This window comes from Aeromonas sp. 55A, from assembly GCF_051919665.1.
GTDB lineage: Bacteria > Pseudomonadota > Gammaproteobacteria > Enterobacterales > Aeromonadaceae > Aeromonas > Aeromonas veronii.
This window is the reverse complement of the sequence record NZ_JBQBEH010000008.1, coordinates 1,236,631-1,252,667: the sequence shown is the minus strand read 5'-3', so window position 1 is coordinate 1,252,667 and position 16,037 is coordinate 1,236,631. Positions and strand designations below refer to the sequence as shown.

General features: G+C 54.9%; 16 protein-coding genes. 12 read left to right on the top strand and 4 right to left on the bottom strand.

What is annotated here, in order from left to right; translation table 11 throughout:
* The first annotated feature begins 135 nt into the window (after positions 1-135).
* The 4 genes from ACTG2G_RS09855 (at position 136) to ACTG2G_RS09840 (ending at position 2,899) form a co-directional block, all read left to right on the top strand.
* Positions 136-696 carry a Sua5/YciO/YrdC/YwlC family protein gene (locus tag ACTG2G_RS09855; protein ID WP_005356244.1) on the top strand — a complete coding sequence of 187 codons (561 nt, stop codon included), beginning with the start codon at positions 136-138 and terminating at the stop codon, positions 694-696.
* Positions 697-808: 112 nt separating this feature from the next.
* Positions 809-1,717 (top strand): oxygen-dependent coproporphyrinogen oxidase, encoded by a 909-nt coding sequence (hemF, locus tag ACTG2G_RS09850; protein WP_421386794.1) that lies wholly within the window; start codon positions 809-811, stop codon positions 1,715-1,717.
* A gap of 103 nt (positions 1,718-1,820) precedes the next feature.
* The gene (gene aroE / locus ACTG2G_RS09845; RefSeq protein ID WP_421386795.1) at positions 1,821-2,642 is read left to right on the top strand and encodes a shikimate dehydrogenase; all 822 of its coding nucleotides are present in this window, start codon (positions 1,821-1,823) and stop codon (positions 2,640-2,642) included.
* Positions 2,639-2,899: a DUF1488 domain-containing protein gene (locus ACTG2G_RS09840; RefSeq protein WP_421386796.1), complete on the top strand. Its 261-nt coding sequence runs from the start codon at positions 2,639-2,641 to the stop codon at positions 2,897-2,899. The genes aroE and ACTG2G_RS09840 overlap by 4 nt, the downstream gene beginning before the upstream one ends.
* A gap of 776 nt (positions 2,900-3,675) precedes the next feature.
* Here the strand turns inward: ACTG2G_RS09840 and yihA are convergent.
* Positions 3,676-4,332 carry a ribosome biogenesis GTP-binding protein YihA/YsxC gene (gene yihA, locus ACTG2G_RS09835; RefSeq protein WP_043823173.1) on the bottom strand — a complete coding sequence of 219 codons (657 nt, stop codon included), beginning with the start codon at positions 4,330-4,332 and terminating at the stop codon, positions 3,676-3,678.
* A 142-nt stretch (positions 4,333-4,474) separates the two neighbouring features.
* Here yihA and ACTG2G_RS09830 point away from each other — a divergent pair, with 142 nt between their 5' ends.
* From ACTG2G_RS09830 to hemN, 4 genes are all read left to right on the top strand, one after another.
* The gene (locus ACTG2G_RS09830; RefSeq protein WP_005339710.1) at positions 4,475-5,092 is read left to right on the top strand and encodes a c-type cytochrome; all 618 of its coding nucleotides are present in this window, start codon (positions 4,475-4,477) and stop codon (positions 5,090-5,092) included.
* A gap of 836 nt (positions 5,093-5,928) precedes the next feature.
* Positions 5,929-6,516, top strand: a complete 588-nt coding sequence (gene yihI, locus ACTG2G_RS09825; protein WP_421386798.1) for a Der GTPase-activating protein YihI — start codon at positions 5,929-5,931, stop codon at positions 6,514-6,516.
* 11 nt (positions 6,517-6,527) lie between these two features.
* Positions 6,528-6,968, top strand: coding sequence for a DUF2489 domain-containing protein (locus ACTG2G_RS09820; protein WP_005339712.1), 441 nt, complete (start codon positions 6,528-6,530; stop codon positions 6,966-6,968).
* Between the two features lie 31 nt (positions 6,969-6,999).
* Entirely contained in the window at positions 7,000-8,373 is a 1,374-nt protein-coding gene (hemN, locus tag ACTG2G_RS09815; protein WP_368193739.1) for an oxygen-independent coproporphyrinogen III oxidase, read from the top strand.
* Positions 8,374-9,111: 738 nt separating this feature from the next.
* Here hemN and ACTG2G_RS09810 read toward each other — a convergent pair.
* The 3 genes from ACTG2G_RS09810 to ACTG2G_RS09800 all read right to left on the bottom strand — a co-directional run bounded on the left by ACTG2G_RS09810 (position 9,112) and on the right by ACTG2G_RS09800 (position 10,403).
* Positions 9,112-9,480, bottom strand: a complete 369-nt coding sequence (locus ACTG2G_RS09810) for a hypothetical protein (RefSeq protein ID WP_005339715.1) — start codon at positions 9,478-9,480, stop codon at positions 9,112-9,114.
* A 1-nt stretch (position 9,481) separates the two neighbouring features.
* Positions 9,482-10,129 carry an AAA family ATPase gene (locus ACTG2G_RS09805; protein WP_421250915.1) on the bottom strand — a complete coding sequence of 216 codons (648 nt, stop codon included), beginning with the start codon at positions 10,127-10,129 and terminating at the stop codon, positions 9,482-9,484.
* A 97-nt stretch (positions 10,130-10,226) separates the two neighbouring features.
* Positions 10,227-10,403, bottom strand: a complete 177-nt coding sequence (locus ACTG2G_RS09800) for a hypothetical protein (RefSeq protein ID WP_421172631.1) — start codon at positions 10,401-10,403, stop codon at positions 10,227-10,229.
* Positions 10,404-11,150: 747 nt separating this feature from the next.
* Between ACTG2G_RS09800 and arcA the strand changes: the two genes are divergently transcribed.
* From arcA to ACTG2G_RS09780, 4 genes are all read left to right on the top strand, one after another.
* Complete coding sequence (gene arcA, locus ACTG2G_RS09795; RefSeq protein ID WP_005339718.1) at positions 11,151-12,371, top strand: arginine deiminase; 1,221 nt, start codon at positions 11,151-11,153, stop codon at positions 12,369-12,371.
* Positions 12,372-12,433: 62 nt separating this feature from the next.
* Positions 12,434-13,360 (top strand): carbamate kinase, encoded by a 927-nt coding sequence (gene arcC, locus ACTG2G_RS09790; protein ID WP_005339719.1) that lies wholly within the window; start codon positions 12,434-12,436, stop codon positions 13,358-13,360.
* Between the two features lie 79 nt (positions 13,361-13,439).
* Complete coding sequence (gene argF, locus ACTG2G_RS09785) at positions 13,440-14,444, top strand: ornithine carbamoyltransferase (RefSeq protein WP_005339721.1); 1,005 nt, start codon at positions 13,440-13,442, stop codon at positions 14,442-14,444.
* Positions 14,445-14,567: 123 nt separating this feature from the next.
* Positions 14,568-15,974: a YfcC family protein gene (locus ACTG2G_RS09780; protein ID WP_346197690.1), complete on the top strand. Its 1,407-nt coding sequence runs from the start codon at positions 14,568-14,570 to the stop codon at positions 15,972-15,974.
* Positions 15,975-16,037: the final 63 nt, after the last annotated feature.

The following is a 16,037-nucleotide window of genomic DNA, read 5'->3' as shown; positions in this document are numbered from 1 at the left end:
GTGAACGGGTGGCGATCCGGATGTGTCGTATTTTTCCTGTGCTACAGCAAAACGTCACTTTGTTGTGGTCGCCGCCGTATGGATTCAACTTGCTACTAAGTGACGAGACGGCAGCCTGGCTGCCGCATTTTTCCTATGCCAAATGAATTTGAACAGGCGGTTGCCGCCCTCCAACAGGAAGGGGTGATTGCTTATGCGACCGAGGCCGTGTTTGGTCTGGGTTGTGATCCCGACTCCGAAGTTGCGGTGCAGCGACTGCTGGCCATCAAACAGCGTCCGGTGGAGAAGGGGTTGATCCTGATTGCTGCCGACGTAGAGCAATTGCAGGATTACATCGATCTGAGCCAACTTAGCGGTGAACAACTGGCTCGGGTTGAAGCCAGCTGGCCCGGCCCCTTTACCTGGATCATGCCTGCCCGTGCGACGACGCCGGCCTGGCTGACCGGGCAGTTCGAGACCCTGGCGGTACGCGTGACGGCTCATCCTCAGGTACAGGCGTTGTGCCGTGCCTTTGGCAAGCCGCTGGTCTCTACCAGCGCCAACCTGACCGGTGAGGAGCCTGCCCGTCGGGTGGCCGATATCGGTGAGCGGCTGGCAAGCAAGTTAGCCTATATCCTGCCCGGTGAAGTGGGTGGTCAAGCTAACCCATCCGAGATCAAGGACGCCCGAACCGGCGCCATTATTCGCCCCTCCTGAGCAGGCGGATACGTCATGATTTGCTATCAATCCGCTGAGCGGTGAGCTCATCGGATTGATTTAACTATAAAAATGGACAGGGCGTTCACGATCCTGCCTGACTGGAGACAAGATGAGCAAACCGGATGTGGCCCAGGTCAAGGCCTTCCTGTTGCAGTTGCAGGACGAGATCTGCCGGGGTCTGGAGCAGGCCGACGGCAGTGGACACTTTGTGGAAGATGCCTGGAGCCGTGAAGGCGGTGGCGGTGGTCGCACCCGTGTGCTGCGCCACGGCGCGGTGATCGAGCAGGGGGGCGTCAACTTCTCCCATGTCTATGGCGATGCCATGCCTGCCTCTGCTACAGCACATCGGCCAGAGTTGGCCGGTCGCAAGTTCGAGGCGATGGGCGTGTCGCTGGTGATCCATCCGCACAACCCCTATGTGCCGACCAGCCACGCCAACGTCCGTTTCTTCATCGCCGAGAAGGAAGGCGAAGAGCCCATTTGGTGGTTTGGCGGTGGCTTCGATTTGACGCCCTTCTATCCGTTTGCCGAGGATGTGCAGCACTGGCATCAGGTCTCCCGTGATCTCTGCCAGCCGTTCGGTGATGAGATCTACCCCGAGTTCAAATCCTGGTGCGATCGCTACTTCTTCCTCAAGCACCGCAACGAGACGCGAGGGGTGGGCGGCCTCTTCTTCGACGATCTGAATCGCTGGCCTTTTGCCGACTGCTTTGCCTTTATGCAGGCGGTAGGTCGGGGATATCTTGATGCTTACCTGCCGATCATCGAACGACGCAAGGCGCTGCCCTATAGCGAGCGGGAGCGGGAGTTCCAGCTCTATCGTCGCGGCCGTTATGTGGAGTTCAATCTGGTGTATGACCGTGGCACCCTGTTCGGGCTGCAGACCGGCGGACGTACCGAGTCGATCCTGATGTCGATGCCACCGCTGGCACGTTGGGAGTATGACTGGCAGCCGGAGGCGGGCACTCCTGAAGCCTTGCTCTACACCGATTACCTAACGCCGCGAGAGTGGCTGTGACCAGAGGGACCATGATGGTCCCTTTTTACTGGCCGTTATTCGGCTTGTTCCCGAGTGCGAAAACCCGTTAAATCGGAATATTGCCCTCTGATGGAACTCTTTGATGGATCGTTATCTGGTTTTTGGCCACCCGGTGCGCCACAGCAAGTCCCCCTTCATTCACACCCTGTTTGCCAGACAAACCCAGCAAGAGCTGGAGTATGGGCTGGCTGAACCCGCCGTCGACGAGTTTGCCCAAGCCCTGCGCACCTTCTTTGCCCAAGGGGGCAAGGGATGCAATGTCACCGTTCCCTTCAAGGAGCAGGCATTCACTCTGGTCGATCGCTTGAGCCCGAGGGCCAAGCGGGCGGGTGCGGTCAATACCATCAAGCTGACCGATGATGGCGTGTTGCTGGGGGATAATACCGATGGCGCTGGATTGGTCGCCGATCTCAAGTCCCATGGTGTGACGCTGGCGTATAGCCGGATCCTGCTGCTGGGTGCCGGCGGCGCGGCTCGTGGTGCATTGGCGCCGCTGCTGGCTGAGTTGCCGAGCGAGCTGGTGATCGCCAACCGTACCCACACAAAAGCGCAACAGTTGGCTGCCGAATTCTGCGATCTGGGGCCTGTGACTGCCCAGACCTATGAGCAGTTGGCTGGTCCGTTCGATCTCGTCATCAATTCGACTTCTGCCAGCCTGCAAGGAGAGCTACCGCCGTTGGCCCCTGCCCTGATCCACACTGATATTGCCATCTACGACATGATGTATGGCGCCTCGGATACGGCGTTTATCAGTTGGGCCAAGCAGCATGGGGCCCGTCAAACCATGGATGGACTCGGCATGCTGGTGGAACAGGCCGCCGAAGCGTTTACCGTGTGGCGCGGAATTCGTCCCGGGACTAAACAGGTATTGAGAGAGTTGAAGCGTAACTTGGGGGTGATATGAACCAGGGTATTCTGTTTCCCGACCTGATGGAGTGGCAGGCTGACGAACAGCGGGTGCGTTTTCCTGCCCAGCAGATGGGGGCGCTGATAGATTGTTACATCAGTCAGCGGCGGCTGGAGAGAATGACAGGTCTGGCGCTGACGAGGGAGGATGACATCGTCAGAGCCTTCGAAAGTGTACGTTTTGATATTGAAGGCATGGCTGAAAAACTCATTGAAGAACAAGAGTTTGCTGAAGATGGCGCTATCTATCTCTGATTTTTTAAAGTTTTTTTGTTTTGTAGCGGAACTACTTTGAAATGGCGCTGACTAACTAGATAGTTGAGGAAGTGCTAGCGAGTCACCTTTATAACTCCCCGGTATTCGTACTGGGGATTTTTTTATCTGTATGAAAATAAAAGATTTTTTCTTAATCTGTAAGTTGTGAAACTAAATTACATAAATTACTTTCACTTTCTGCTGCTTTGCTGTACAGTTGTCTGCGTAGGGTACAGAGGTAAGATGTTCTATCTTTCAGACCTTTTATTTCACGTAATTGAATGTGGCTGAATAGCTGCCCCGATGAGGTTCTCGTCGGGGTGTTTTTTTATGCGCGCCATTTAGAGTAAATGCTTTAAATTGGCGATGTATTTGATAGAATGAGGCTGCTTCTTGAGGAATACCTGTCGTCTGGTACTCAAGATTCAGCTTCTTCCCAATTTTTTGAACTTATTATTTCAGGCTGGATGGCATCACTGTCGTCCGGCCTCATTTTTATCCCTTTTGGTTAGATCTTGTAATTAAATTTCATTTTTGTCTCTTTTTGTAATTTTGGTTCGTTTTGAAAGAACGAATTTGAAAACGCTATCAACGCCTACTTAAGTTAATTCTTTATGTGAATTAACTGCCTATCTATATGAACTGTAAGCGGTAATGGATATAGCAAGGGAGCCGAATGCGGGGTATTGGTCGTGAGGCAGGTGAAAGCGGCAATCTGAAACCCTTTCAATCAGCGGAGGAGTGCTCCGCCAATTGCAAGGAGAGCGAGGAGTAGATTACTCCTCGGCAGGTTGCTGTTCGTCAGCGTCCAGCAGGTCGGTATCGTCACCACTGACGTACCATTCGGTCAGGGTTTGTGCCAGCTTCTCCACACCGATATGGGTGAGGGAGGAGAATGCTTCGACCTGGATCTGGGAACCGAGGTTGGCAACGGCCTGGCGCACCTTGATTACCTGGTTGTTGCGAGGGCCGGGGCTCAGTTTGTCAGCCTTGGTCAGCAGCAGCATGACGGGCAACTGACGGTGCGAGCTCCACTCCAGCATGTTCATATCGGTATCTTTGAGCGGGTGGCGGATGTCCATCAGGATCACCAGACCTTTCAATGACTCACGGCGCTGCAGATACTCTGCCAGTGACTTTTGCCACTTGAGCTTCATTTCGAGCGGAACTTGCGCATAACCATAACCCGGCAAGTCGACCAGACGCTTGCCCGGTTCCAGCTCAAACAGGTTGATCAGCTGGGTACGACCGGGAGTCTTACTGGTGCGCGCCAGGTTCTTGTGTTTGGTTAAGGTGTTCAATGCAGATGACTTACCGGCGTTGGAACGGCCGGCAAACGCGATCTCGACACCCCCATCATTTGGCAGGTGACGGATGTCGGGTGCGCTGGTCACAAAATGCACCTTATTGAAATTTAGAGTTTGTGTATCCAACGTAAATTCCCCATGGAGATAGAGGGTTATAGAGTTACTTTTTTGTAAAATGGTGTAAAATAGCGTCGCTTAAACGCGTTTATTTTAACATGCCTTCAGCGGCATGGGATCTGGAAGCCTAATAACGAAAAGTTGGAACGCCATGAAGAACCTAGTCATTACTCTTGCTCTGATGGTTGGCGTAACGGGGATGGCACAAGCCAAGGGCGATGCCGCTGCGGGACAGACCAAGGCTGCCGTTTGTGCGGCTTGTCATGGACCGGACGGAAACAGCCTGGTTGATATGTACCCCAAAATTGCTGGTCAGCACGCATCATATATCAAAAAGCAGTTAGTTGAACTGAAGGCTGCCGCTTCTGGTCAAATTGGCCGGGTTGCGCCAGTGATGGGGCCGATGGCGTTACCTTTGTCGGAACAGGACATGGATGACCTGGCGGCTTATTTCTCCAGCCTGAAGGTTACCCCTATCGCTGTCCCTGACGACGTGGTCGAAGCGGGCAAGGCACTCTATATGGGTGGTGACATGAGTCGCGGTCTGGCAGCTTGTACGGCTTGCCATGGTCCCCGTGGCTCGGGTGTCGAACAGGCGAAGTATCCAAACCTGTCCGGCCAGCATCCTGCCTATATCAAGGCTCAGCTCACCGCATTCCGTGCCGGGACGCGTGACAACGATCCGAATGGCATGATGCGGGACGTTGCCAAGAAACTGACTGATCAGGATATCGAAGCCCTCTCCAAATATGTGGCGGGTCTGCACTGATATAGTCGATACGGTCGATTTAAGTTGAAACGGGGAGCTTGGGCTCCCCGTTGTTTTTATGGCTTTCAGATAATTCTCGGTTTAATCCCCCCGTTCTGTAAGAGATCTCCCATTCTCAAGGCAGGCCAAGGCTCATAAAATTGCATAAAATATTAAATAATCATTATTTATCAACAGATTATATAAGTATTGATATTTTTCGACATGTTGAGAATGTTTTGAGTGGATTGAGCCGCTTTATAGAGTTGGTACAGTAGGCTTAATGGATTCACTCACGGATTGGGTGGCGGTTTCACGACAGGGTGTTGTGAGCAGAGGATGGCTGGCGTGGCGGGATGCCATGGGCTCGGATGAGCTGGCAAAGGATTGAAGGATCAGGATGGTGACCATCTCCGGAGCGGGATGGGGTTGCGGGATGCAGACTCCCCGGCACGATGGCAGGATGCGGTCGAGACGGGTCAAACAAGCACACGCACATTCAGGAACGACCAATATAAGGTCAGGATGACCACACAACGATATGATGCGGCGACAAGTTGTCATGGAGAGGACGAAACAGATTGTTTTGCCATTCAGGATGGCGCACGCATGAACATATCAAGGCAGCTTCGGCTGCCTTTTTTCTTTTGGGTCATTAACCCGATCAGCCATTCTGTGTCAAAATACCAGCAACATGCCCAGAGGATACCGATCCTGCGGTGTTCAGTGGCCTGATTGGGCCTGATTGGTGCGGGATCCTGCTCTTGTTCCAGCCTTACTGTTCCTCGCATCGTATCCCACCGGGTGAGATCATCCCGGGTACGGGTCAAACCAGTTATTTTCGGAGTTAGCCATTCATGTCTGCCAAACAACCCACTCGCAAGCCTACTGGCAAGCGTAAAGAATCTGATGTCAGTGCTCAGGAAGGCCGTGAGCGTAAACGGGCTGCCAAGCGCAAGGGCCTGAAGGCTGGTTCTCGTCAGCAAGTTGAACAGCCGAAGAACAAGTCTGGCAACAGCCAGTCCAAAGATCCGCGTATCGGTTCCCGCAAGCCGGTAGCACTGGTGGTAGATGACAAACAGAAGAAGCCGGCAGCACCCAAGGCGGTGAAAGAGAAGAAGCTGGTGATGACCCCCGAGCAGGAGCTTGCTTCCATCGAAAACGATGACCGCTTGAATGATCTGCTGGATCGTCTTGATGCCGGTGAAACCCTGGAAGCGGCCGAGCAGGCCTGGGTTGATCAGCGTGTCGACCGTTATCAGGAGCTGATGGATGAGCTGGGCATCATCGACAACGACGATGATGAAGATGATGAGCTGCCGTTTGATGATGGCGATGACGCCGAGTTCGACGAGCAGAAACCAGCCTCCGAAGAGGAGTTGTGGGACCGTTTCAACCAGGTCGATTTCAAGCCGGAACCCAAGCCTGAGCCGAAGAAAAAGTGATGAGTGGATGGATGCTGGCCGCCCTGTTGGGCGGCCTGATTTTGTCAGGGTTGGCCATCTATGCAGGCATGCTGCTGGCCAGACTGAGGCGACAGCAAGCGATGCAGTGGCAGGCTATAACTGCTCGCAATGAACGAATTCTGGAGAGCGTACGGGTCATTGCTCATGCGGTTCAGGAGGGGCAGTGCGATTACTCCGAAGGCGCCATTCGGCTGACCAATCTGCTGGATGCGTTGCAGATCAAGGGGGGGCGAGCGTTCGTTGCCGAGTTCCCGGGTCTGTACGGGCTGTATGAGAAGGTGAAGGATATGCCGACTCATGAGGCCAGACGTGCCCTCAAGCGCAATGAAGTGATGAAGATGGATCTCGAACGCAGCGGCTACGAGGCCGAGCTGGAGGCTCAGATCCTCAAGGATGTGGCCCAGCTGAAGGATTTTCAGTTAGGTCGGTGAGCCAACAATAACAACAAGAGAGGAAGCGAGCGTGCAAGCAGAACAGATTGTGTGGGATCAGGCCCTGATCGAAAAATATAACTACAGTGGCCCGCGATACACCTCTTATCCCACTGCGCTGGAGTTCAACGAGAGCTTCGGCTATCCGGATTTTGTCCGCGCTGCCGGCCAGTATCCCGAGCGCAATCTGTCGCTCTACGTGCATATCCCTTTCTGTCACAAGCTCTGCTACTACTGCGGCTGCAACAAGGTCATTACCCGCCATCAGCACAAGGCTGACGAGTATCTCGACTACCTGGAGCAGGAGATCAAGGCGCAAGCCCCGCTCTTCAAGCACCGTCTGGTCACCCAGCTGCACTGGGGGGGTGGAACACCCACCTATCTGGATGAAGCACAAACGCGCCGTCTGATGGCCATGCTGCGTGAGCACTTCCATTTCGCCGAAGAGGGGGAGTTCAGCATCGAGGTCGATCCGCGCGAGATTGCCATTACCATGCTGGATGTGCTGCGAGACGTCGGCTTCAATCGCATCAGCCTTGGGGTGCAGGACTTCAACAAGGATGTACAGGTCGCGGTCAACCGCGAGCAGGACAACGACTTTATTAAAGCCATGTTGGAACGAGCCCGTGAACTTGGCTTCCGCTCGACCAACCTCGACCTTATCTATGGCTTGCCGCATCAGGATCGTGCCAGCTTCCACCATACGTTGGAAGAGGTGCTCAAGACGGATCCGGCGCGCCTCTCCATCTTCAACTATGCCCATCTGCCGAGCCGCTTTGCCGCCCAGCGCAAGTTGAAAGAGCTGGATATGCCTGCGCCGCAGGAGAAACTGGCCATGCTGCAGGACACCATAGCCTTCCTCACCGGTCAGGGTTACCAGTTCATCGGCATGGACCATTTTGCCAAACCAGATGACGAACTGGCGGTCGCGCAGCGCGAGGGTAAGCTGCACCGCAACTTCCAGGGCTATACCACTCAAGGTGATTGCGATCTGCTGGGGCTGGGGGTCTCCTCCATCAGCATGATCGGGGATGCCTACTCGCAGAATCAGAAAGAGCTCAAAACCTATTACGGTCAGGTTGAGGAGTTGGGGCATGCCCAGTGGAAAGGCTGCTCGCTCAATCAGGATGACCTGATCCGCCGTGAAGTTATCAAGCGCCTTATCTGCGATTTTCGTTTGAACTTCACCACCATTGAGCAGACATTTGGCTTGGATTTCAAAGAGTACTTCGCCGAGGATCTCAAGCTGCTACAGACCTTTATCGATGATGGGCTGGTGCGCATGACTGATGCCGGGCTTGAGGTATCTTCCACAGGACAGCTGTTGATCCGCAATATCTGCATGTGTTTCGACGTGTACCTGCGCAACAAGGCACGTCAGCAGCAGTTCTCTCGCGTGATATAAGCTTGTTTGCCGATTAGAAAACAGAAAAGGGCGCCATCGTGGCGCCCTTTTCATATGTATTTTTGCTTAGGCAGCGGATCGCGAAGGTTCTGGTAAGAAGTCTCTGCGCTGAGGCAAGCAATTGGGAATCAAGCAATGGTCGCGGTGAAACGCAGATAAAAAGATGGGGGCGACTTGCGTCGCCCCCGGTAGTCGTATCGCTCAGATCCTTGAACGAAGTTGCTCCCTGCAATCCCTGACTGTTTACCTCTTCCTTTAGGTTTCCCCTTCCCAATCCTTTGGGGTGTCCTTTAGCCATCTTGGCCTGACGAGTCATCCTGTCCCGTCGCACTTTCTCCGTCCTGGGAGGTGTCCTTTACCACATCCTGTGGTGAGTCCATTTGCCCAACCCTGGCAGCCAGTCTTCCTGACCGACTTCATTGCGTCCGTGCATGAGTAACTATAAGGATTTTCTAACCGGCTACAACGCCAGATTGGAAAACGTTTTTGTAATTAGCTATTTCGAAAGTGGTGAGTTTCGATTTATTCATTTATAAACAGCTAGTTAAGTTGCTCATCTTCATGTTTTAAGATCTTATCTTCCGATTATCTCGGGGATCTTTTCGGCTGTTGGCTTACATTTGGAATGGCAGATATCTTACATGGCGTTTTGGTTGCTTCAGAAACAGATGTTGCAGTCTGATGATGGTCATTCAGGGTGAGTTGGTGAGGCACACAAAGAGCGGTTGAATGGAGAAATTATGAGCGCTGGTTGAGCCGCTCATAGATGGTCTGGCGCTCTTCCGGGGTGAGCGAAGAGAAGTAGTGGGTAAAAAGGCGCAGCAACAGGGACTTGTTCATGCCGTCTTGCTGGGTCAGGTTACCCAGCTCGTCGATGGCCACCGTGCTCATGGAGAAGGTGGCTTTTTTGTAGCTGGGCTTCAGGTGCTCACCACTCTCGATAAAGGCCAGCGCCGACAAGGCCTCGTCACGATGCAGGCCCAGTTCAAGGCTGACCACCTTGGGTTTGCCCTTGGCGTAGAACTCCGCATCTTCGATAAATTCGTCGACGGTGAACTTTTTCTGGTGATGCAGCTGGTGCTTTTTCTTCAGATCGGCCAGACCCATCTCACACCCCCACTTGCAGGAACTCTTTGGCGATGGCCCGGATCTCTTCGGCAGATTTGCCATCCGGTTCTATCTCCATCACCGATAATCCCTTTTCCTCACTATCGTCGTAGACGTTGCGGCCATAGGTGATGGAATTCAGTACATCGACTCCGAACGAGGCACATACCTCTTTGGCCTCGAGAATCCGCTTTACCTGATTGGGCAAAGATGGACATTGGGTCAACACAACGGCTGCATTGAGGGTCGGATTGACCATCTTGCAGGTGGTGATCAGATCTTCCATATGGGGCAGGGTCTTGAGGTCGCGGCGTTTCGGGCGCAAGGGGATCAGGGCGTGGGTGGCGACAGCCATGGTGGAGCGCAGTGCCCGGTTGTCTTGCCCGCCGCAATCGACGATGACGTAGTCATAGCGATTTTTCAGGCTAAGCAGATCGTTGCGAATATTGCCATAGAGCTGAACGCAGTTGATTTGTGGCAGATCCGGGTTGTCGTTGCGTTCCTGAATCCAGTCCGAGGTAGTGCGTTGTGGGTCGCAGTCGACCAGTAACACCTCTCCCTGAAATTGGGATCTGAGGTAGACCGCCAGATTTTGCGCCAGGCAGCTCTTGCCACTGCCACCCTTCTCCCCACCGACCAACAAGATCATGACGTTCCCCTATCCATGAGAAAACCGCTGATTTCAGTATAGGAGGGGGTTGGCTCATCACAAGGCGAGAGGAGTGATGCTCCTCTCGTTCTGCAGGTTAATAGTGAACACTGCCGCCATGCCAGCGGCAGACATAGTCGGGCACCAGCATCTGGGGAGCCTTGTCGACATGGCAGACCACCATGGGTATGGCAGGGGCTCCTTCAGCCTGACTGAGGGTGGGGAGCGCAGAGAGCAGCAAAGTCGCGAGCAACAGCATGGGTTTCATCTTCATAACAACTCCTTGGTAGTGTCATTCCTGTGTGATCCGGATCACTTTCTGAGTTAAGTCGAGGTTGGCGCCAGCGCAAGGTGAGGTGAATAAATTCAATTAATGAAAAAAGTATCAAAAGGCGTTGTGGTGACCGACGAGGATGGCTGCCCACCTTGATGCGGACTTTGTGCATATTAAGTTGAACCGCAAAAAGAGGCGGTGACTTATGAGGCTGGGCCTGATGGGGTTGGCGTCAATGCCATGATCTGGAACAAGAAAAGATTTATGCAATGAATGTGGTCGATGTGAGTATTTATTTCTCCCGCGTTCCTCTCGTTACGGCGATGTATTCAATACACAGGTAGTAATATTCAGATATTATTTTAGTTGCCGCCCATTTCATTGTTTTTTAATGGGTTTTTGTTTTTTCTTTTAATCTTTCCAGTGAGTTGGCATGAATAAAAGTTGAATCAACCTGAAATATATCGGGGTGGTTTTGCATGAGGATTCAGGGTTTGCTGGGAGGAAAATGCGTAAATTGCTACTGGAGTCATAGATTGAAAGGTGAATATATTCAGTTCAAAGTGAATGTGATCAATGTCTAAGTTTATTGCTATTGGCAGGTCTAACCTCGGCTTCGAAAGGCAAGGGCAGGATAGAACATAAGCCGATTACCCTACATAAAGCATATCCCGCCTTAGCCACGAGCATGAATAGAAGGAATCTATTCAATCACTCGCAGGGACCACTGCTAGACGGAATATAATCATGAGCAAATTTTATGTAGGTTCTGAAGTTGGCCAATTGCGCCGTGTCATGTTGCACCGCCCCAACCTCAGTCTGAAGCGTCTGACTCCTTCCAACTGCCAGGATCTGCTGTTCGATGACGTCCTGTCTGTTGAGCGTGCCGGTCAGGAGCACGACAAATTCGCTCAGGTACTGCGCGATCAGAATGTCGAAGTTTTCCTGCTGACCAATCTGCTGGCGGAAACCTTGGATGTGCCGGAAGCCAAAACCTGGCTGTTGCAACATCAGGTCTCCGACTACCGCCTCGGCTCTTCTTTTGCCAACGACGTGCGCTGCTTCCTGGCTGACATGCCGCACCGCGAACTGGCCCGCATTCTCTCCGGCGGCCTCACTTACTCCGAGATGCCCTACAGCGGCGTCAACATGGTAGTGGGCATGCACGCTCCGACCGATTTCATCATCGAGCCGCTGCCCAACCACCTCTTCACTCGTGACACCTCCTGCTGGGTTTACGGTGGCGTCTCCATCAACCCGATGGCCAAGCCGGCTCGTCGCCGCGAGACCAACCATGTGAAGGCCATCTACCGCTGGCACCCGATGTTTGCCGGCCAGGACTTCATCAAGTACTTCGGTGACGAGGAGCGTGACTACGACAACTCCACCATCGAGGGTGGCGACGTACTGGTTATCGGCCGCGGCGCCGTGCTGATCGGCATGTCCGAGCGCACTACCCCGCAAGGTGTCGAGCACCTGGCTCGCAGCCTGTTCAAACATGGTCAGGCCAAGCAGGTCATCGCCATGGAGCTGCCGAAACATCGCAGCTGCATGCACCTGGATACCGTCATGACTCACATGGACATCGACACCTTCTCCGTCTATCCGGAAGTGATCCGCAAGGATGTGCAGTGCTGGAGCCTGACTCCGGGCGGCGCCACCGGCATGAACATCAAGGAAGAGGGTTACTTCGTCACCGCCATCGAGAAAGCACTGGGCGTGGATCAGCTGAAGATCATCACCACTGGCGGTGACAGCTTCGAAGCCGAACGCGAGCAGTGGAACGACGCCAACAACGTACTGACCGTACGTCCCGGCGTGGTGGTGGGTTACGAGCGCAATACCTACACCAACGAGAAGTATGACAAAGCCGGTATCACAGTTCTCTCCATTCCGGGTGATGAACTGGGCCGTGGCCGCGGCGGCGCCCGCTGCATGAGCTGCCCGATGGAACGCGACAGCATCTGATGAGACGGCGTGGCGCCGGCAGAAGCTGGCGCCACACAGAACCAAACTCGAGATTAACCACTATGAAAAAACCAACTGTCGTCGTCGCTCTGGGTGGCAATGCACTGCTCCGTCGTGGTGAGCCACTGGAAGCGGATATCCAGCGCAAGAACATCGCAACTGCCGCCAAGACCATCGCCCTGATCGCTCAGGAGTACAACGTGGTGCTGGTGCATGGCAACGGCCCGCAAGTCGGCCTGCTGGCCCTGCAAAACAGCGCCTATACCAAGGTATCCCCCTATCCGCTGGATGTGCTGGGTGCCGAGTCCCAGGGCATGATCGGCTACATGCTGATCCAGGAGCTGAAAAACCTGATGCCGAGCCGCAACGTCACCGCGCTGCTGACTCAGGTGCAGGTCGATCCCAAGGATCCGGCGTTTGCCAATCCGACCAAATTTATCGGCCCCGTCTACGAAGAGGCTGAAGCCCGCACCCTGGCAGAAGAGAAGCACTGGGTGGTCAAGGCTGACGGCAAGTTCTTCCGCCGCGTAGTGCCGTCCCCGTTGCCCCAGCGCATCGTTGAAGGCGATGCCATCGAAACCCTGATTGCCCAGGGCCACCTCATCATCTGTACCGGTGGTGGCGGTATCCCGGTGACCTGGGATGGCCAGAGCCTGACCGGTATCGAAGCCGTCATCGACAAGGACATGTCTGCCGCCTACCTGGCCAAGCAGATCAAGGCCGACGCCCTGCTGATCCTGACCGATGCCGATGCCGTCTATCTGGATTGGGGCAAACCGACCCAGCGTCCGCTGCGGGTCACCAGCCCGGACGAGCTGGCCGGGGTCAAGTTCGACGCCGGTTCCATGGGGCCGAAAGTCGAAGCCTCCTGTGAATTTGTCAAAGCGACCGGCGGCATGGTTGGCATCGGCTCGCTGGAAGATGGCCTCGCCATCCTCAAGGGGGAAGCCGGCACCAATATCGTCGCCACCCGCACCGTACATGCGTAATTACCGATATCTGTACTGAGAATGCGTAGTCAACACTACTGCCCGAACTGGTCTGAAACATATATAGAGAGAACTCATCATGGCTTTTAATCTGCGTAACCGTAACTTCCTGAAACTGCTGGACTTCACCCCGCGCGAAATCCAATACATGATCGACCTGGCCATCGACCTGAAGAAAGCCAAATACGGTGGCTACGAGCGCAAGCATCTGGTCGGCAAGAACATCGCCCTGATTTTCGAGAAGACCTCCACCCGTACCCGTTGTGCGTTTGAAGTGGCGGCCTTCGACCAGGGCGCACAAGTCTCCTACCTTGGCCCAAGCGGTTCCCAAATCGGTCACAAGGAGTCCATGAAGGACACCGCCCGTGTACTGGGTCGCATGTATGACGGTATCGAATACCGCGGCTACGGTCAGGAGATCGTGGAAGAGCTGGGCGCCTACGCTGGAGTCCCGGTCTGGAACGGCCTGACCAACGAATTCCACCCGACCCAGATCCTGGCTGACTTCATGACCATGCTGGAGCACGGCAAGGGCAAGCGTCTGGATCAAATCAAGTTCGCCTACCTGGGTGATGCCCGCAACAACATGGGTAACTCCCTGATGGTCGGCGCCGCCAAAATGGGCATGGACATCCGTCTGGTCGCGCCGAAAGCCTTCTGGCCGGAAGAGGAGCTGGTTGCCAAGTGCCGCCTGATCGCCGAAGAGACCGGCGCCCGCATCACCCTGACCGAAGATGTGAAAGAGGGGGTGCTGGGTGCGGACTTCCTCTACACCGACGTCTGGGTATCCATGGGTGAAGCGAAAGAAGCCTGGGATCAGCGCGTCAAACTGATGACCCCTTATCAGGTCAACATGGATGTCATCAATGCCACCAAGAACCCGGATGTGAAGTTCATGCACTGCCTGCCCGCGTTCCACAACGACGAGACCACCATGGGCAAGGAAGTGGCTGACAAATATGGCATGAAAGGCCTGGAAGTGACCGAGGACGTGTTCGAATCCGAGCACAGCATCGTGTTCGACGAGGCCGAAAACCGGATGCACACCATCAAGGCAGTGATGGTTGCTACGCTGGGCGACTAAGGTCGCAGTAGTGGTGCCGGGGGGCGACCCCCGGCTTTTCGACCATGTGACAGCGGCATAATACCTCTAACCCTACAACCCGCAGCCTGCATGGATACCACACCCACAGAAGGAAGCTGGACCATGACCAAATTCAAGTTCCCGTCAGCCTACACGATACTGTTTGTGCTGATCGCCCTGGTGGCCGCCCTGAGCTGGATAGTGCCGGCCGGCAAATACGAGATGACCATGAACGAAGCCCTCGGCAAAGAAGTGCCGGTGGCAGGTACCTACAAACTGGTGGAGGGGAATCCCCAGGGGATCGTCGACGTGCTGCTGGCACCTATCGATGGCCTCTACAACCACGACACCTATGAGGCAGGCGCCATCGACGTCTCCCTCTTTATCCTGATCATCGGTGGTTTTCTTGGCATTGTAACCAAGACAGGTGCCATCGATGCCGGTATTGAACGTGTGACCGACCGCCTGCGCGGCCGGGAAGAGTGGATGATCCCGATCCTGATGGCGCTGTTCGCCGCAGGCGGCACCATCTACGGGATGGCCGAAGAGTCGCTGCCTTTCTACACCCTGCTGGTACCGGTGATGATGGCCGCACGCTTCGACCCTGTGGTGGCGGCTGCAACCGTATTGCTGGGTGCCGGTATCGGTACTCTCGGTTCCACCATCAACCCGTTTGCGACCGTTATTGCGGCCAACGCCGCCGGTATCTCCTTCACCGACGGTATCTGGCTGCGCGTCGCCATGCTGGTCGCCGGTTGGCTGCTCTGCGTTGCCTACGTCATGCGTTACGCCAAGATGGTGCGCAGCGATCCGAGCAAATCCCTGGTGGCTGACAAGTGGGAAGAGAACCGTGCCCACTTCCTTGGCAACAAGAGCGACCAGATGCTGGAGTTCACCCTGACCCGTAAAATTGTGCTGGGTATCTTCGTCGCCGCCTTCGCCGTGATGATCTACGGTGTGGCCGTGCTGGGCTGGTGGATGGCGCAGATCTCCGGCGTGTTCCTGGCTGCCGCCATCATAGTCGGTCTCATCTCCCGCATGAGCGAAGAGGAGCTGACCTCCAACTTTATCGACGGTGCGCGTGACCTGCTGGGGGTGGCGCTGATCATCGGTATCGCCCGCGGTATCGTGGTGGTAATGGATAACGGCATGATCACTCACACCATTTTGCACAGTGCAGAAGGGATCGTGACCGGCCTCTCCACCATCGTCTTTATCAACGTGATGTTCGTGCTGGAAGTGGTGCTCTCCTTCCTGGTGCCATCCTCCTCCGGTCTGGCCGTACTGACCATGCCGATCATGGCGCCGCTGGCCGACTTCGCCAACGTAGGCCGCGATCTGGTGGTGACTGCTTACCAGTCTGCCTCCGGTCTGGTGAATCTGGTGACCCCGACCTCCGCCGTGGTCATGGGTGGTCTGGCCATCGCCAAGGTGCCTTATGTGCGCTGGCTGAAGTGGGTGGCTCCGCTGCTCGGTATCCTGACCGTGCTGATCATGGTCTGCCTGAGCCTGGGCGCCGTGCTCTCCTGAGGGGTGACAAGCAAGATGAAACGGGAGCCTGCGGGCTCCCGTTTTTTATAGGCGCAAGAAGTG